The 17,047-nt window shown below is 62.5% G+C and carries 16 protein-coding genes; 2 read left to right on the forward strand and 14 right to left on the reverse strand.

Annotated elements, in window-relative coordinates; genetic code table 11:
- Window positions 1-92: 92 nt before the first annotated feature.
- The 14 genes from K4G53_RS19215 to K4G53_RS19280 form a co-directional block, all read right to left on the reverse strand.
- Window positions 93-533, reverse strand: a complete 441-nt coding sequence (locus tag K4G53_RS19215) for a DUF4913 domain-containing protein (protein WP_221387286.1) — start codon at window positions 531-533, stop codon at window positions 93-95.
- Window positions 534-536: 3 nt separating this feature from the next.
- Window positions 537-2,312, reverse strand: a complete 1,776-nt coding sequence (locus K4G53_RS19220; RefSeq protein WP_221387287.1) for a type IV secretory system conjugative DNA transfer family protein — start codon at window positions 2,310-2,312, stop codon at window positions 537-539.
- Complete coding sequence (locus K4G53_RS19225) at window positions 2,309-3,904, reverse strand: helicase HerA domain-containing protein (protein WP_260323860.1); 1,596 nt, start codon at window positions 3,902-3,904, stop codon at window positions 2,309-2,311. Before K4G53_RS19225 ends, K4G53_RS19220 begins: the two co-directional genes overlap by 4 nt.
- Window positions 3,904-5,412 (reverse strand): SCO6880 family protein, encoded by a 1,509-nt coding sequence (locus K4G53_RS19230; protein ID WP_221387289.1) that lies wholly within the window; start codon window positions 5,410-5,412, stop codon window positions 3,904-3,906. The genes K4G53_RS19225 and K4G53_RS19230 overlap by 1 nt, the downstream gene beginning before the upstream one ends.
- Complete coding sequence (locus K4G53_RS19235; protein ID WP_260323861.1) at window positions 5,399-6,439, reverse strand: hypothetical protein; 1,041 nt, start codon at window positions 6,437-6,439, stop codon at window positions 5,399-5,401. Before K4G53_RS19235 ends, K4G53_RS19230 begins: the two co-directional genes overlap by 14 nt.
- 223 nt (window positions 6,440-6,662) lie before the next feature.
- Window positions 6,663-7,409 (reverse strand): hypothetical protein, encoded by a 747-nt coding sequence (locus K4G53_RS19240; protein WP_221387290.1) that lies wholly within the window; start codon window positions 7,407-7,409, stop codon window positions 6,663-6,665.
- Between the two features lie 27 nt (window positions 7,410-7,436).
- The gene (locus K4G53_RS19245; RefSeq protein WP_221387291.1) at window positions 7,437-7,706 is read right to left on the reverse strand and encodes a hypothetical protein; all 270 of its coding nucleotides are present in this window, start codon (window positions 7,704-7,706) and stop codon (window positions 7,437-7,439) included.
- 11 nt (window positions 7,707-7,717) lie between these two features.
- Window positions 7,718-8,317, reverse strand: a complete 600-nt coding sequence (locus tag K4G53_RS19250) for a DUF6668 family protein (RefSeq protein WP_221387292.1) — start codon at window positions 8,315-8,317, stop codon at window positions 7,718-7,720.
- 39 nt (window positions 8,318-8,356) lie between these two features.
- On the reverse strand, window positions 8,357-9,814 hold the full coding sequence (locus K4G53_RS19255; protein ID WP_221387293.1) for a chromosome partitioning protein ParA: 1,458 nt from the start codon (window positions 9,812-9,814) through the stop codon (window positions 8,357-8,359).
- Window positions 9,815-9,860: 46 nt separating this feature from the next.
- Window positions 9,861-10,364, reverse strand: a complete 504-nt coding sequence (locus tag K4G53_RS19260) for a hypothetical protein (RefSeq protein WP_221387294.1) — start codon at window positions 10,362-10,364, stop codon at window positions 9,861-9,863.
- On the reverse strand, window positions 10,361-11,425 hold the full coding sequence (locus tag K4G53_RS19265) for a CHAP domain-containing protein (RefSeq protein WP_260323862.1): 1,065 nt from the start codon (window positions 11,423-11,425) through the stop codon (window positions 10,361-10,363). Before K4G53_RS19265 ends, K4G53_RS19260 begins: the two co-directional genes overlap by 4 nt.
- A 222-nt stretch (window positions 11,426-11,647) precedes the next feature.
- Window positions 11,648-12,085: a hypothetical protein gene (locus K4G53_RS19270; RefSeq protein WP_308287930.1), complete on the reverse strand. Its 438-nt coding sequence runs from the start codon at window positions 12,083-12,085 to the stop codon at window positions 11,648-11,650.
- On the reverse strand, window positions 12,082-13,083 hold the full coding sequence (locus K4G53_RS19275) for a hypothetical protein (protein ID WP_221387296.1): 1,002 nt from the start codon (window positions 13,081-13,083) through the stop codon (window positions 12,082-12,084). Before K4G53_RS19275 ends, K4G53_RS19270 begins: the two co-directional genes overlap by 4 nt.
- A 498-nt stretch (window positions 13,084-13,581) precedes the next feature.
- Window positions 13,582-14,415, reverse strand: coding sequence for an oxygenase MpaB family protein (locus K4G53_RS19280; protein WP_221387297.1), 834 nt, complete (start codon window positions 14,413-14,415; stop codon window positions 13,582-13,584).
- 283 nt (window positions 14,416-14,698) lie between these two features.
- Here K4G53_RS19280 and K4G53_RS19285 point away from each other — a divergent pair, with 283 nt between their 5' ends.
- Complete coding sequence (locus K4G53_RS19285) at window positions 14,699-14,935, forward strand: hypothetical protein (protein ID WP_221387298.1); 237 nt, start codon at window positions 14,699-14,701, stop codon at window positions 14,933-14,935.
- 203 nt (window positions 14,936-15,138) lie between these two features.
- Entirely contained in the window at window positions 15,139-16,977 is a 1,839-nt protein-coding gene (locus K4G53_RS19290) for a helix-turn-helix domain-containing protein (RefSeq protein WP_308287931.1), read from the forward strand.
- The last annotated feature ends 70 nt before the right edge of the window (window positions 16,978-17,047 follow it).

The raw sequence follows: 17,047 nt of genomic DNA on the forward strand, positions 1-17,047 counted from the left end.
CCGAAACGAAGGAAAGTCGGGGCTGGGATCTATAACAGATTCCAGCCCTGACTTATTTTATTGGACTGACCTCATCCCGCAGCTTCCTGTTTCTAGGAGGGAATAGTCCGCACGTCCGGAAACCAGCCGGCCGGGGCCTTCTTTGGTTCGAGGTGTTCGGGGTCCCGGTGCTTTTGCATGTCGCATTTGTAGAACGGTCCGCGCGGGTCCAGGAGGATGCTCATGTGGTGGTCTGCGTGGTCTTTGAACCAGACGCTCATGCCGGTGGCCCCGTCGAGCCTGAGGTGTTCCCAGGCCCGCCAGAGCGCCTCTACACGGCAGACAGCTTCGGGGTGGAAATACCACTCGGTGCACCACTTCGCTGCCCGGCCGTCCACGTCACGGACGTACGTAGGCAACAGCTGCTCGTGCAGGAATTCTTCGGCTGAGCCGTAGACCAGCTCCGGGGGCTTCTGCTGCTCGCCATCATCAGCGCCAGCTCCCTGTGTGTCCGAACTGGGAGCTTCACTGAAGCGTCCGATGTCTATGGTCATGCCCTACTCCCCTACCCGGGTCACCCATGGATTTGCGGCCGCCGCTGCAACCGGTACCGGCTCCTCCTCCTGCTGCGGGCTGTACTTTTTGATGGATGCTTCTACGGCTTCCTTGTGGGGGCCTGTGTACCAGGGCATGGTGCGGACCAGCGTGGCGGGCGCACCGGAGGCGAGGACGACGGCCCGGCCGCGATCGAGTTCAGCAAGGTTAGAGACATCGAAGATGCGCTCCTTGCTCTCCTGGCGGGAACGGCTGGACCCAGATTTCCCTGATGAGACGGAGACGTTGATGTAGCTGTAGTCGCCGATCAGGTCCGAGAGTGCACGGAGGAAGCCTTCTTCCGCAACGCCGCCGCCATAGACCTTGACGTTCGCGGCCGACCAAATCTTCCGCATGTTCGCCTCACCCCAGAGCTCGACGCCCTGGGACCACGACTGCAGGATGCCCATAACAATCAGTCCTTTAGAGCCGTAGTGGCTGAACTGATCGGGCAGTCCGGCCCAGCGAACTACGTTCGCCAGCTCGTCCAAGGCGAACAGCGCCGGCCTGGGAAGGCGGCCACCGCTACGCTCCGCCCGTTCCTCCATAGCCTCAGCGATCGCCACGGTCAGTGCCGTGGTCAGTGGGGCGGCTGAGCCTGCCCCTTCCTTGGAGAGGATGTAGATCGTCTCCTGGGACGCCGCAAATGCGTGCGGATCGAATTGGCGACGGGCATCTCCTCTCACGCCCGCGCCACCGCTTGGGGCGACCCAGCGAAGGGTGTTGCGGCTCTTGAGGCACTGAATCATCTTCTCGGCGGTGCCGAAGATGCCGTCACGCTGCTTGTCGGCCAGCTTCAGCGTGGACTCCAGACCCTTGTACTGCAGCTCGTAGTCATGCTCCCGGAGGATTTCGATGGGTTCCTGGCTGACCTGCTCGGTCACCCACAGATACACCTGCGTGATCGGCAGATCGCCCAGGGCTGCAGCGAGGAAGTAGGAGGAAAGAATGTCTTCGGCTTTGGGGTCGAAGTAGGCATCCGGCTTCGACCCGGGAACCCGGGAACCGACCGCGAAGTGCTGGGTGAGCTTGTACGCCTTCTCTTCGTCGGTGACGTAGAAGAGGGGGTTCCACCACCAGTCCGGTTCTTCCTGGGCGATCTTCTGCGGATCGAAGACCCACACTGGGGCTGTGGCCTCGCGGACGCCACGGGTGCCGTCCACGACGTCGCGCTTGTTGGAGGTTGAGACGACAGCGCCGGGAGCGTCCAGGATCGCGGGCATCACTCGGGAGGTCGATTTACCGGTCCGCGGTCCCCAGATGTCGAGGCTGAGGTCTTCCCAGGACTGAACGAATTTCTGACCGGTGGAGACCACCTTGCCCACGACAATGCCGGGGTTGTCCTTGATCCCCAGCCGTTCGGCCTTGGCCTGCGCTCCCTTCTCGGAGAACGCGGCCAACGACTTTCCCCGGCCAAGGTAGCGGGCGGCCTTGTCCACGCGTGCACGCTTGGACGCACCCTGCCGCCAAGCAGCCAGTACGACGACGGCAAGGGCCAGGACCAGCCCCGCCAGGACGCAAACAACGATGGTGGCCTGGGCCGGCCACGGCACCTTGCCCTTGATAAGCCCAGCGATCAGGTCAACGGGATGTGCCGGCGGCGCGTCGATGCCGGCCATCCACGAGCCAATGTGTGCGGACGCATATGTGCCGCCGCCAAAGACGACGATAAAGCCGATGGCCAGCCACACGAGGAGGGCGTCACCGAGGCCCATCCCTTTGCGGTTCGGCGCGCTCACAATGAACCTCCTTCAGTTGGCACGATGGGTGCGGCTGGATCCATGATCAGTTCCGGGGATCCGTGCCATTTCCCGTCGGTGTCGTTGACCCCGTCAGGGCCATGCTCAACGGAGGTCAGGCTGACCTGCACCGGGATTCCGGGGCGCCCGCCGACCTTGATAAGGAACTTCCCACGCCCTGGCGGCTCGACGTCTTCACCACGGGAGTCCCACGCTGGCGGGTCCTGCCAAGAGATGAGCTTTTGCTGTTCCTGCCGGGACAGCGGTATCGCGGAGGTCAGCAGCGGCATCTCGGAAGCGGGCAGCCCGCCGCAGATGACCATACCGGAGCGCTCGACGAAGCCACGGGCTTTCATCCGGTCCTCCTCGGCCGGCAGTGCCAGCAGGTCGGACATGGTGTGGGAGATCATGATCTGCCCGACGCCGACGGAGCGGTTGAGCCGGGTCAGGGCATCCACCCGGTCAACCATGCCCTTGCCGGCACGCAGGGCCCGCCACAGCTCATCCAGCACCACGAAGTAGTTCCTGCGCGGCTCCAGCCCTGCGTCGGCGAGGGCGTTGGCGACATTCACGGTGCCGAAGCCGTAGGACCAGCAAGCCAACAGCACGGCGGCCTGCAGATCGGTTTCGGTCTCATCGATGCTGGAGACATCGAAGACCACGGCCCGGTCACGCTTCATCGGGTTGGTGGTTTGCCGGGAGAAGATTTCGCCGAGCTTCCCGCCGCCGGTCAGACCGAGCAGGGTTGCTTCCAGCGCCCGGGTCTCCTGCAGGTAGACGTTCATGTCGCCGCGGTCCAGTGCGACCTGACGTAGCTCGTTCGGCGCGGAGACGATCACGTCGAGCAGGTCCTTCAGAACCGGGACGCCGTCAAAGCGTTCATCGAGGACGCGCAGCGCCCGATCAAGGATCGTTTGTTCCTGGTCCGTGGGAGGGTTGTTCCGGCTGATGGTGATTAGGGATACGACCATGGTCAGGCGCCGGCCGTGAGCGTCGGCGCGGACCCTGGCAGCGTCCTCGTGGTGGCCGCTGTCTTCGAGCAGCTGGGCCGCTTCCACGGCCTGGCCGGGGTCGAGGATGTTCATATAGCCGACGCCGCGGCCGAGCTTGATGACCTGGCCGCCCAGGGCTTTCACGGCTTTGACGTGTTCGCCTTTGAGGTCGCCCAGAATCAGGGGGTGCACGCCTTGTGCGGAGAGGCCGATGAACATCCGCCGCACTACCGTGGATTTCCCGAGGCCAGGCTTGCCGAGGATGAACGCCGAGGGGTTGGAAAGCAGGCGTGCGCGCTGGAACCAGCTGATCGGGTCGCAACAGACTGTGGCCTGGGTTTCCTCGTGGCGGCCCAGCGGTACCCCAATCATGGGAGACGATGCGCCGGATGAGAACGGCCACAGACCGCAGACCTGAACGGTTGTTCCCCGGTACTCCCGCACGGAGGGCAGGAGTTGGGCCATACCGCCGCCCCGCCCGGTCCAACCCCTTGATCCCGGACCGGCTTCCCGTGCAGGACGCTTCGGGGTGTCGTCCGTTGCTTTTGCTGTCTTTACCGTCTTTGACTTCTTTGCTGTCAAAAGCCTCGTGCGTGCCATTACAGCGCGTCCTTAATCTCGGAGGGCACCAAGCTGTGCTTGGGCAGGACCAGCCCCAAGGGCAAGGAGGCGGCGAAGGCAGTGTCCTGGGAGCCGTAAGCGCGGCGCAGCAGGACCCGGGCGGTGCCCGAGGTTTGTTCAATGGCTGCTACGGCGCCGGGCAGCCGTTCCTTGTCCGTGACGGTGGCAGTGACGACCATGCCGAAGTTCACCAGTCCGGCGCCTTGGGCTTCTTCCTGCGCGGTTTGCACGGCGGAGCGAGCATCGACCAGAGCACGGGCGGAAGGGCGGGTACCGGAGGTGATGCGGACGTTGGCGTTGTTCTGGTCCCGCTCGACTACCGCTGCGGCGCGGGCGGAATCCATTGGGCGGTAGAGCAGGGAGACGCGTTTGCGGTCGATGTCCCCGTGCGGTGCCAGCAGCCGGGACAGGACGGAGGAGTTCACCGACCCGCGCGGGGCGCCGGACATGGTCCAGGAGGCCGAGAACGCGGAGTCGTGACGGTAGTCGTCCCAGCTGGCCTGCGTCGCGGTGGGGCCGACCTCGTCCCAGGTCAGCGATACCGGGGTGCCGGCGGCGTGGGCCTCGTCAATGATCAGCGCGGCAGGCGGGTCGTAGGCAATCCGGACGACCTCGCAGAGTTCCTGCGCCGACATGGGACGGGCGATCCCGGCACCGGTGGACTGGAGCCGGGCCGACAGGCCGGGGATCCGGGAGGCCAGGTCACGGGCGACGTCTTCAGGGGTGCGCTTTTTCGACCCTGCACGCAGCGATGCGTTGAAGGTCAGGGATACCCAGGCGCGGACCGTGGCCGATCCTTCCGGGTAGGTCTCGACGACCTCGTGGAGCATGTCCCTGGCGAACTGCGGGGCGTTCGGGTCGATGTTCATCATGACTTCGTTCCGCAGCCGGTACCCCGAGTCCGGAGCGGTCTCGACGGTAACGGCTGCGGCGTCCAGGCCGGCCTCGTCGGCCAGACTGGCGAGCCAGCCGCCCCAGTTTGCCACCCAAGCATCGACCTGCTCCGGGTCCACGAGGGAGGCCCCGTCCGGTTCGGTGGAGAAGATCACGGTGAAGTGGCTGGTGGCCGGTACGTGCAGCATGGCGAAAGGGCGCTTGTAGGAGTCGGTGAACTCATATAGGGTGGACTTCGCTGCCAGCCCGGGGAGCTGGTACATGCCCCATTCAGTCACGCCCAGCGGCCCCGATCGGTACAGATTGGTCCCAGACGACTTCGAGACCTTGAACGCTACGCGAATACCCACACGGTCCACGACGGACTGGCCGTGTTTGTCCTTCACTGTCAGCAATAAGGCGCAAGCGCCGGCAACGCCAAGGACCCCCAGGCCGACGAACAGGCCCCAAATCGCGAAGCTGACAATGCCCAGGAGCAGGCCGACCATGACGATGCCGGTGCCGATAGCACCGAGATTGCCCAGTCCGGCTGAGCGCGGAACGCGCCAGTTGCCGTAGGACGGTTCCTTGTATTCGGTGTTAACTGCTGCCACTGGGGCCCTCCCCGGTTGAATCCTGCGCGGTCGTCTTGATTGCCTCTGATGTCCTGGATGCCACCTGTACGCCTGTGGCTACGGCCATGCCAGCCGGGCCCGTAGCTGCCGCTCCGGTCGCGGCCCCAGCACCCCCGGCCGGTGCTGCCGCTCCCGCTTTGCCTGCGGTGCCAGCGGCGCCGCCCGGGCCCGAAGAGCCAGGCGTTGGCTGCCCTCCCCCGCCGCGGGGGCCTGAAGATCCGGAACTGCCCTTGGGAGAGTTCCCTGCGTTCGTGCTGGTTGTGCTGCTGCTTGCTGGTGTGGGTGCGGCATTGCCCCGTCCACTGCCAACTCGGCCCATTGACACAGCCCCGGTGGCAAGGGCACCTACGGCGGCTCCTGCTGCTGCCCCACTGCCAGCGGCAACGGCTCCCACCATTGGCGTGACGAACCGCATCAGGGCTGGAAGGGCGAACAGGGCGACGATCATCAACGTGAACCCCGTGATGGAGCCGATCAGGGCATCCTTCCCGCTGGTCTTGCTCATCAACAGGAATGCGACCGAATACACGATGGCGGCAGCCGGCTTATAGAGGATGAAGGCGATGGTCCAGCCAACTGCCTTCTGGAACCACTGCCTGCCCATCTCCGTATTCGTGAATGCGGCAGTCGTAGGTAGGATTCCGGCCAGGATCACCAGCATGCCGCTGCGGACGACCATAAGAACGATCTGGACCAGGGATGCAATCAATCCGATCAAGCCAAGGATGATGAGGATGAAGACCGCATCACTTGTGTGGATAGCCGCGATTTTCTGGAATGCGGCGGCGAACCCTTTGCCGTCCGTGGATCTTGTGATGATGGCGCTGGCGAAGGCATCGGCGGCAATGACCAGAATCGAGATGGTGCCAAGGCCTATGGCCGATACCAAAGTAAGGGTGAGCAGCGAACGAAGCAGATCTTTCAGGGGCGCCCCGCGCTGCTCCCAGATCATTCGAATGCCTCCAAGGATCACGGCGAGGACTGCCAGGGCCAACGTCCAAGGCATTAACTCGCTGTTTACAGCGGATACCACCGGACTGGCCGTTGCCCCATCCTCGCTGGTGAGATTCACAGTCGGCATGGACACCCAGAAGGTAGACAGAGTCGTCACCATCTGGCTCATTCCCTCCATGATGGACTTCGCTAAGTTCCCGATTGCATCGTTGGCTATGTCTTCGAGTGCGTTGCCAAAGCCACAACCCAGGTCTCCCCAGCTGCATTCAGCCATGTCAGATTCCCGACCAGAGGATGAAGCCGCTCAGGTCCCTGACCTGGGAGATATGGCCGAAGGTGGCTCCGTCGTCGGAGGGTTTGACCTTCCAATCTCCGTCCATCCAGCGCATGGAGAAAGTTGTGCGGCCCAAGGCTCCAGTTTCCGTGGCGAAGGCGAGGTCGACGGAGGCTTCCGACGGCGTGTAGGACTTGAGCAGGAAGCCCTTCACCTGAATCGTTGTGCTGCTGCCACTGGATGAGGTGCCGCTGGCCGTCTCCTTCAACGCGGCGTCTCTACCGGATCCCGGGACGAGAAGCTTGTCCGCTACCTGCTTGAGAATGTCGGGATTCCCCGAGGATCCAAGGGCAGCGACGTTCATAGCCGCGTAGAGGGACCCCGTGGGTGAATGTGCGAAGCATGAGCGGAAGCCGCTCGTATCGGTTTTGCCCGGACCAACTTCAGGATCTGCGGGGGTCGCCATTTTGCCCACCAACTCCCATTTTGAGGTGGGCGCCGTACCCAGTGAGGTCTCTGAGGAAGACGGCAGCCCGCAGATGCTCTTTCCTCCGTCGCTCGAAGCGCTGGGTCTGGCGGTGGCTGTGCTGCTTGTAGCCGGTGCAGGCTCCGCGTTGCTCTGTCCTTTGGGGAGCAGGAAGATGACGATCCCTGCCGCAACCAGTGCGACCACCAGCGCGGCCGCGATGATGAAGCCGGGTCTGGTGAACGGATCGCTTTCGGTGGTGCTCTCTGTTGACTGGCTCATACGGAACCTCCCGTAGATGGTGGTGGCTTAGACGAAGGCGCGGACGATGCCTGCGGCGCCGGTGATGATGATGCAGCCCATGAGGACCCAGCCGAGCTTGCCGATGGCCTGTGCGCCTTCACCGCGCTGGAGCTGGATGACCATGCCGATGCCGACGATGATGACGCCCAGGACGCCGAGGACCAGGCCGATGCCGGAGGCCCAGTTGAGGATGGTCAGCAGGCCGCCGGCCTGCTCGGGGACGACGGGGGTGGGGTTAGGAATGACGCTGGTGGAGAGTGGGGTGAACGTGTTCATGGTGAGACCTTTCAGTGGTTGGTTGCCGTAGCTAGGGCGGCCACGTCGGTAATGAAGCGCTGGTATTCGCGGATGGCTGGCAGCGCGGTGGTGTCGGTGTGCCGCCAAGCGTCCACCCAGGGCAAGGTCCAGAGCCTCGGTGCCCCGCCGCCTACGAGGGCGGCGAAGTCCCGGAGTGCTCTGGGTGTCTTTCCTGGGGCGTCTGCCAGGACGGCGAGGCCGAGGAGGTTGATCTGCGGGGCTGCGCCTGACGCCCACTGGGTGAGCGCGTTCCTAGCAGTTGTCAGGCCGCGCATGTCTGCCCGGCAGACCAGCAGCACCCGCGGCTTGCCGCCGCTGGTGTGAACAGGCCAGCAATGATCCGTCGAACGGGCAGACTCGATAAGGTCAGCGATCCGGCTTTCACCCGCTCCCCCATGGGTACCAACAACCCAGAGCCTTGCTGTGCCGGCCATGTTGCGGGACGCCAGCCGGTCTGCCGCGTCTGGCTCGATCATGCCCCGCAGCGGGGTGCTGATGACCGCCGCGGGCGGAACAGCCGCGTCCAGTGTTTCCTCTGCCGGTTCATCCGCCGTGGGGCGGGTGACCCAGGGGTTCAGGGTCTGCTGCATGATTCCTCCTCTCAACTCTCAAGTTCCGTGGGCATCGTTCTAGAAGCCTTTGGCGACGGCGGCCGCCGCCGCGAGCCAGGCCCGCTGGGTTGCAGGCTGGAGCGCTTCATAGCGGATAGGCCCGTTCACCAGGGCGGGGTCGTACGGGATGCGGACGACGGCGCGCACGAACGGCTCGAAGCCGTCCGCGATCCGCTGAGCCTCGGCCTTGGCGCGCTTAAGGGCATCCCCGGTCATGCTGCGCTTGGCGTCTGACGACTCGGAGACGATCACGACGGCGTTGCGTGCCAGCTCGGCGTCGTGGTCACCACGGGATTCGAGGGTCTGCAGCGTCAGCCGGGCTGCTTCTGCACGGTCCTCGATGGCGGTGACCGGGACGACGAGCTGGTTGGTGTGGTCGATCATCCGACGCCAGTTGGCCGCGCGGGCGGTGTTGCCGGAGTCCATGATGACCAGTCGGTAGTACCGGGTGAGGACCTGGTGGGCGATGTCCACTTCCTCGGCAGTGACTTCGTGGTCGCCTTCTTCATTTTCGTCCGAGCGCAAAACGTCGAACTTGTCGGCGGTCTGGTGGTGGACGAATTTGGCGATTTCGGCCGCGTTCGTGGACGGGGACAGCAGCTCCCTGGAGGAATCGATCAGGTCCAGGACGCTGCGGTCGTGGGCGCCTTTCTCGGTCCGCCATCCCAGGGTGCCCTGGGATTCGTTGTTGTCCCACGCCACTGTTGCCGCGCCACTGTAGCGGGCGAGGATCGCCGAGAGCATCACAACCGTGGGGGTCTTGTTGGCCCCGCCCTTGCGGTTGACCACGGCGATGGTCCGTGGGCCGGGCCAGTGCTGGCTGACGGTGCGGATGTCCTCGCGTTCGGCCAGTTCCTCTGCTGAGGGGTCCATTCGAAAGCCCAGCCGGGTCAAGGTTCCGCGCCAGCCCTGCGTGGCGCGCTCCAGCACCGGGGCGCTGACCAGGAAGGAGGTCTCCTTCAAACTACGTCGGGTGGCCGGAGCGTCAGCTGCAGCAGCCTGCTCGGGTGCCCCGGAGGTCGGAGCAACGTCCTCAACCAAGGCGGTCTCCGCCGCAAGGGGTGGCCAAGGCTGGCGTTCCACGGTTGGCTGGGCGGGTTCAGGCTTCACGGCAGGCGTTGCCGCTGGAGTGGTGTAGGTGGCGTCGACGGCCGCCGCAGCCGGAGTACTGGACGCTGCGGCAGTTCGGCGGCGGGCGGACCGGGGCTCGTAGGAGACGGATTCGACGTTGCCGCCCGGGTGGACGATCAGCTCGCCGTGGCCCTCGGGATCCTCGATACGGACCCGGACGGGACGCTGCAACGTCCTGGCTTCGGCCACGACAAGTGCCAGGGCGTTGTCTCGCAGTTCCTGCAGCGTCTCCCCTGCCGGGACGACGCGGGAGTTCCCTGCGACGACGACCTCGGCGGTGCCGTTGTCGCTGATGATGGCCTTGGTGTTCGGGAAGGCCAGGACCTCTGTTGGTGTGGTGCTCATGAAACCTGATTCCTTTACGTTGACGGGTTCGGTGACGTGCGGGCGCTTAAGAGGTGGGCGGAGTGAGTCGGTTGACCTTCCACGGGGCCCCCGGGCCGGTGCGGAGCAGCTGCAGGCTGTAAGTCCCGGCATCGGTCGGAACGGCTGCAAGAATGCCGTAGCCGTTGGCCTCATCGACTGTCAGGGTCGCGGGTCCGGTGACCCTGGTGGCGGGGACGTTCGCGGGGTCCACGGCGGAGTAGTCGGCGGTGGCCTGTGGTGTGAGCCAGCGGGCGAGGTCGTTGGCCCACTGCTTGTCCTCCAGGCCCGGGCGGGCGAAGTCGGCCATAGCCTTCTGGGCGGTGTCTACGGCCGCGTCTTTGCTGGGCTGGTCCCAGCTGATGCCGATGGTCGCCGGCACGGTGCCGTTGGGGGTCTGCGGGCCGCTGCCCGCGCTCAGGGAGACCGGTGCTGAGGCCGTGCTGGTCGCCGGGACCGGTGTGGTGCTCGCTGCCGGTGCGCAGGCCGTGCACAGGAGCACCAGCGCGGTCAGTACCAGGGATTTTTTCACTTCTTCTCCTCTTGGATGGGCAGGTACAGGAAGGCTGACGGGACCGTGTTGCTCACGGTGCGGGTGTAGTAGTTGTGGTCATCCGGTGGAGGGTTGCCGTTGTAGCCCTCTTCGACGTAGGTTCCGTTGTCCTTGACTTCCTTGACCACGGCGACGTGCCCATAGGTCGGGTCCGCTCCCCCGGCGCCGGGCGCGTACCAAACCACCGCGCCCACTCTGGGCGTCCTGCCGGTGGCCCAGCCCTTGGCGTCCCAGCCGGCCTTCCAGGTCAGAGCGGAACCGAGGCCCTGTCCGTCCGGGCGGAAGGTGCCGTTGAGGAACTTGAACGGTGCGATGGTGGACCCCATCTGCTGATTCACCCGCCACAGGGCAAAATCCACGCATTCGCGGTAGAACATGCCAAGCGGCGAGGCCGCCGCGGCTCCGGGTCCGGCCTGCATCCAGGTGGGTGAGTTCTTCCACGGGTAGTCATCTCCGGCGCCGGCCTGCCCTGGAATGGCGCAGCCGCTGCCTTCCAGCGAGAACTTGCCGGTAGAGAGTGCCTGGACGATTTTCACGGCCTCGGGCCAGTGCTTCTGGTAGTGATAAGGGTCGGCATTGCGCTGGACCTTGTTGCCGGCGATGGTGGGCTCAAGCAGCTCCCAGCCCGGCACCGTCTGCAGCGCCTTGATGAAATTCGCGGCACTGATGGTCGGGTCCATACGGTCCGAGTACGAGCCCCACGCGCCGTTCCCGCGCTGCTGGAACAACCCACGGGAATCCGACCCGGAGGCGTCGCCACGGTCCAGGACACGCAGCCCTGACTCCCCCAAAGCAACCATGACGCTGATCATCTGGCCCTTCAGGGGAAGGTTCAGCGCCTTGCCGGCACCCATGATCGCCGCGGCGTTCTTCAACTGCTCCTCGGAGTACCCCTCGACCTTTTTATCGGCATCGACCGTGACAGAGACACTAGGGTCGCAATTGCTGGCCGGGGGGTTGACCGGTTGAAGCAACAATGGAATGGACAGGACGGACCCAAATAAGATGCTGGGGACAACGGCCGTAAGGCTTATAGACAACCCTTTGTTCTTCACGGCTTCGACCCCCTACTCATGCCGCATTGCGGTGGTTTCGTCTGGCGTCTTCATCAGCTTTGACGCTCTGGTTTCCCGCATGCCTTTTGTTCAAGTCGGACGGGATCAGGTCATCGATATCAGGTGCCATCAGAATCAGATTAGACATGTCTATAGACATGTCTAACAGTAGCACGGGCAGAAACCCGCGGCTTTTATGGAGGCTAGCTACTTCTCGTCGTCTAATGCGGTGTCTATGAGCCTGGCGAGAGACCTTACGCTCTCTGCGTCGTAAACCTCACCGAGGGCTCGGAGAGCGAAGGATTTCACCTGGTTCTTCCGCATGACTCTAAGAAGCTCCAATTGAGCTTCCACGCGTGCCGGCATTTCTGATCCCGGATCGGTGAGATATGCCGCAGGGACACCAAAGAACTCTGCCAACGCCTCAAGCAGCACTGCGTCTGTAACCAACGGACCGTCGCCGTCACGCATGTAGTACCACCGCGCACGAGACAGCTTCACTCCCCTGGCCGCCAAGGCTGATTGAATGTCTGCGAATTCGTAGGGACGGCCACCCTCAGCAACAACAACGTCCAAGAGTACTCGCAGACGCCGCGCAAGCTCGGCCCGACGCTGCTCAGCATAGGGGCTGTTCCTGGATATCACCGCATCGCTGCTTTCTTGCTATTCATGGCGCCTTCGGCGTAGTCGTACAAAAGTGTCTCAACTTCTCTAACGATCTCTGCATTTCGAGTATCCATTACGTACCCGCGCGTCTGGGCACGGATCTCGCTATCGCGGATTTCTGATACGCGCCGCTGCAAACGTGCCACGCTCTTGACAGTCAAGAATTCAACTCTTGAATAGAGTCGGGAATCAATCACCAAATCCATCTCTGAAGATGCGACGTCCCACCAGATGGGGCGGATCCGGCGGAGCATCTTGGCCGCTTTAACAGTGACGATTAGTCGCTGTGCCACCGCAGCAAGGCGAGGCAAGGAGAGACCTAACGAAACCAGAATGACAATCACTTGCTGGGCTGTTTCATAGATCCATTCGATCTGAGCCTTTAGCTCTGACCCCGGCTGGAGAAAGTTCCCAACCAAGCGCAGTCCCACAAGTGCGAAAGCAAGACCAAAGCCTGCAAGTACCATTCGGAATCCAGAACGAAAGAGACCTCTCATCTGCTTCAGACGGGGCAAACAAATCCTGAGCGCGCTGACGCTCACCGTAATGATGAAGGCTACAGCGAACGTTTGGAACGCAAGAAGTGCCGGCTGTGCACCGTACACACTCACGACCCATCTTGTGGAGAGCGGAGCATTCCACCAAGGAAACGTCAGAAACATCACCAGTGAGCAAATTGCCCACCACCTACGCCATGCCTTACCGCAGACGACTGCGGAGGGGGAGGTAGCCACCTGAAGAGACCTCTGGACCTGCCACAGGGCGGCAACTACAAGTTCAGACAGAACGAGCGCCACGGCGTTCCCACCGCCGAGCACTTGGTCTGCTGCGATATAGACAACGGGGACGTAGAGTGTAAAAGCGACTGAGGCAAAGACTGCTCCGAGGAAGGCAGGAAGTGCCGCACTACTTCGAATGGTCGGAAGCCGAATAAGGGCAAGACCCCAAAGTATGGCTGCGGGGATCCAGTCATTCATCCGAAGACTCGGCCAAAAGAATCGGGAGTAGCTGCTCTCAAAGCTGAAGACCAGGTAAGACGGACTGATAACAGGTCAGCCAAAACTTCTGCTTCCAGTTCATCCGGACTATCGAAGCAGCGGCGTCGCAACAGCTGAGCCTTCACCATCTCCGGGTCCAGCAGTTCGAGCATCCTCCCGAAATCTTCAGACACTTGTTCCGCTGGACCCGCTTGTTCGTGTGCGAACAGGAGGTGTGCGAACTCGTGGCAAAGGATCTTGTTCTTTCGATGAGGACTTGCATTTCGAGGATGAGTAATCACTGCGTGACTGTCGGTGAAAAGGACACTTCCAGTTACAAGGGGGTCATCCTGGGGATGAGCCGCCCTTAGTGTGATGCTGATGTTCCGCTCTCGTTCCACCACCGATTGGAGCGTTTCCAGTGACAGCTCTTGCGGCAGCGACAGCTGCTGGAGTCGATGCTTCGCAGCTCGTTTGGCGCGACGGAAGTCTGGGCTCTTAGTTGGCACGGCTGCGCGGTCCTAGTTCATCCAGGGAGTAGCCATCCGGGTACACGCCACTGCCCGCCTTACCAGGATTAAACCGAGATTGCGCTCGAGGAGGGCGGCGGCGAAGCTGGGCGGCCCGGGCTCGGAGACCGAGTCTGACTACCGTCCTCATCACGTGATTGGGTACTGAGAGACCCAACGAATGGCTCAGTCGGCTGTCATCGAATAGTACGGACAGGACGGGCGCCGCTAGCGGAGCAAGGGGGCCCGGTAGACGGTCGCTGAACAGACTCATGGTGGAGGACATGAGCTCCGCGCCGGCATCGCTCGGCGCGGAGAATTGCTCTTCATAGTCGTCGAGGAACCGCTCTGCCGACTCGTAGGACGTGAATGCATGATCGATGCGCATGCGACGGGCTAGCTCCGCGTAGAAATCTGTTGCCGCCTGGCGCTCATCGGCAGTCGTTCGTCGTCTTCCATGTGCGTCGCAGAACCTTATTGGAACGACCAACAGAGTCGTGAGAACGTACAGGAAGTCTTCGTTTGTCCCTTTGACTCCCTTGTGGACTCTATTGAGTAGATCCACCATCGCCTGTCCTCGTGCTCCATCAAACCCATCTTCGATTAGCTCGTACATGACTATCGCCGTGTCCATAGAGCGCTTGGAAGGCCTGGCGTGGACTTCCCCGGTTAGAGCAAGTGCTTGAGCAATGTGCGGGATTGAGAAGTTTCGGTAGTACGAGAGAAAAAAGCCCACTTCAAATTCTTCGGCGAGATCGAACATGACCGCACGCCTGTAGGTCGCAGACGCATGGGCAAGGGGTGGTCGATCAAACTTTTCCATACCTCCATTGTCGCCCCTTCGTACCTTAGCTTTAAACATTTCGTTAGACATGTCTAAGATGAGGCATAGTTAGCCGCAAGGAAGAACTCAAAGGATTGACTGCAGAGGTGAGACGTCACAAACACGACACGCCGCCGTTTTCTGAAAACAATCCCAGAGGTGCGAATCGCTCGGTGATAGCTTCAGAGCAGTCGCAACGACTGCAGTCAGTCGGGACGGCGCAGCAAGGCAACGATGAAGCTGTAACCGCTCCGGGCGGATACAAAATCAAAGGAAGCAGCACATGACAGCAGTAGCAGTAAATCGAGGCGGCGGCCGCCCCAGCAAAGGCCTGCGTAAGTTCATTGGTTTTCGCTCACCGGAACCCACTGCTGACGGTATCGCGAAGGTGGCCGCCCATAAAGGCCTCACCGTCACCGAATACCTCCTCTCCGTCGTAGAGCCGAGGCTCAAAGAGGACCTTGCCGCACTTGACCAGGACGACTACCAGCAGGAGCTGCCCATCCGCATGGCCTCATAGAACAAAAGAAGGCCCGCACTAGGCGGGCCTTCGAAGCTTGAGACTTACCCTCTGGATTGCTTGCCGGCGGATCAGATTGTAAGTCGTGGAGGGCCTAGCAAGGCCATCCTTTGTGTTGCTATGAAACCGATCTGGCAGGATCGGTCCTTTTTCGTACCTCAATCCCCGAAAGGATTACTCACATCGTACATCAGCACGTCTCCGTGCTGCCAGCATGCCCGACTACTGGCGTGTCCGAGCAGCGAGATGATCCCGCCTCCGTTTGGGCAGCGCTCTCACCATTTCTGGCAGGCCAGCCGCGCGTTCGGTTGTCGCGTGATGGGGGCAAAACCTATCCGCAAAAACACGAACGGAACCTATCTGAAGCCCTCCCCTCGCTGCCGGCGGCGGTGCGAATCTTCGGGAAAGACGGTACCTGCGCCGCGATATTTTTGGACTTTGACTCCTCAATAGCGGGGCTGGAGCGGGTCCAAGCCGACGTCCGAGCCGTTCAGACATGGCTGCACTCGAACGGGGCCCGCTGGATCGAGGACTACTCCCCCAACGGCGGCCGTCATCTCTACATCCCGCTGGCACAAAGGGTTACCTTCTCCGAAGCGCGTGATCTTGTCGAAGCGCTGGGTACGCGATACCGGAGCCTGGACAAGACCCCGCACCAGAACGTGCTCCATGGCTGCATGCGCACCCCCGGGTCACCGCACAAGCGCGGCGGCCACCAAGAGCTGGCGATGAGCCTCTCCATGGCCTACGACGTCGCCCGCCGCCCCAACAGCCCCAGCATCTGGGCCGCCATGACAAAGGATCTAGCCGCCGAGATAAAAGCTGTCCGCGCACTCCGACAGGAGGAGTCGTTCAGCGCCACGGCCGAGGCACCCGTTATCGACCACCCCGCGGGGCGGATGTCCCGCTCCATGCAAGTACTGGCACAGACCGGAATGTACGACACGAACCGGTACGTTTCGGACTCGGAGGCACGCCAGGCAGTCCTGGTGTCGGCCGCAGTCGCTGGCCTGCACTTGGTCGATGTTGAACGCCGGATGCTCCAGGGAACTTGGCCCGGACTGGCCTCCTTCTACGCACGTTATGCAGCCCGGCACCGGCTGTCGGCACTGCGACGGGACTGGCAGAACGCCGTCAGATACCTCACTAAAACCACGGCCACGAGCGACGGAAATATCAATGTCCGTAGATCCCCCACAAGCCAGCAGAATACACAGCCCCCAGCACTACTGGGCACCAACCCAATTTCAGATCCCGATGCAGAGCATCGGTTCATCCGGACATGGCGCAATGCTCTACGAATCAGGGAGGTGCGCTACCAGGAATCCAGGACAGGAATGGCACGCCGGATGGTCCTGAGGTCTCTTGGGGAAGCAGCCCACATGACGGCATCGCGCTTTATCGAATTCGGCGTCCGTTCGATTGCCGTCGCTACCGGACTGGACCACACCACGGTGGCCACGCATCTGCGGGAACTGCGTGCCGAGAAGGATCCCCTGGTCACGTTGGTGGAGGAAGGCCGTGGTACTAAGGGCGACCTGTACATGTTGACCGTCCCCGAAGAGCTGAAGGCGGCAGCAGAAGACGCATCCTGGCAGAAAGGAAAGATTCACGCCCTTCGCCCGGTCTTCCGGGAACTGGGGCTGCCGGCCGCGTTCGTCTATGAGGCCCTGGAACACTCCCCCGCTATGTCCACCACCGAGATCGTGCGCGTCACCAGGCTGTCCCGGTCCGCGGTCAATGAGGCCCTGGACGTCCTGGCAGCCTGGAACCTCATCACCCGCGGTGCTGCTCGCGCCTGGTCCACCGTCGCCGCCACGTCACTGAAGCATCTCGCCGAACACTTCGGAGTCCTGGAAGCTGTCGCCGCACAGATACAGCGTTACCGCAACGATCGGATCATTTGGCGGGAATGGCTGGCGAAGAACGTGAACACGGTAGCCGAACTCCTCTCCCCCGAAGACGACTATCCGTGGGAGATGTTCGAGGGGCCACCCGACGAGTGGTCATTGTCTGATATGGCTTTCAGGAGAATTGGGTGAGGGGCAGCGCAAAGATCTAGCTGTGACGCTGCCCGCCCTCCCCCGGGCTGATTATTTCCTGAGGACGTTT

It is taken from the genome of Arthrobacter sp. MAHUQ-56, assembly GCF_019710585.1.
GTDB lineage: Bacteria > Actinomycetota > Actinomycetes > Actinomycetales > Micrococcaceae > Arthrobacter.

What these genes read in the sequence shown, in the direction of transcription:
- K4G53_RS19245 (WP_221387291.1), bottom strand. Translation starts at nt 7,706, where the DNA reads ATGAACACGTTCACCCCACTCTCCACCAGCGTCATTCCTAACCCCACC.
- K4G53_RS19225 (WP_260323860.1), bottom strand. Translation starts at nt 3,904, where the DNA reads ATGGCACGCACGAGGCTTTTGACAGCAAAGAAGTCAAAGACGGTAAAG.
- K4G53_RS19235 (WP_260323861.1), bottom strand. Translation starts at nt 6,439, where the DNA reads ATGCCTTGGACGTTGGCCCTGGCAGTCCTCGCCGTGATCCTTGGAGGC.
- K4G53_RS19280 (WP_221387297.1), bottom strand. Translation starts at nt 14,415, where the DNA reads ATGGAAAAGTTTGATCGACCACCCCTTGCCCATGCGTCTGCGACCTAC.
- K4G53_RS19275 (WP_221387296.1), bottom strand. Translation starts at nt 13,083, where the DNA reads ATGAATGACTGGATCCCCGCAGCCATACTTTGGGGTCTTGCCCTTATT.
- K4G53_RS19240 (WP_221387290.1), bottom strand. Translation starts at nt 7,409, where the DNA reads ATGAGCCAGTCAACAGAGAGCACCACCGAAAGCGATCCGTTCACCAGA.
- K4G53_RS19255 (WP_221387293.1), bottom strand. Translation starts at nt 9,814, where the DNA reads ATGAGCACCACACCAACAGAGGTCCTGGCCTTCCCGAACACCAAGGCC.
- K4G53_RS19250 (WP_221387292.1), bottom strand. Translation starts at nt 8,317, where the DNA reads ATGCAGCAGACCCTGAACCCCTGGGTCACCCGCCCCACGGCGGATGAA.
- K4G53_RS19215 (WP_221387286.1), bottom strand. Translation starts at nt 533, where the DNA reads ATGACCATAGACATCGGACGCTTCAGTGAAGCTCCCAGTTCGGACACA.
- K4G53_RS19285 (WP_221387298.1), top strand. Translation starts at nt 14,699, where the DNA reads ATGACAGCAGTAGCAGTAAATCGAGGCGGCGGCCGCCCCAGCAAAGGC.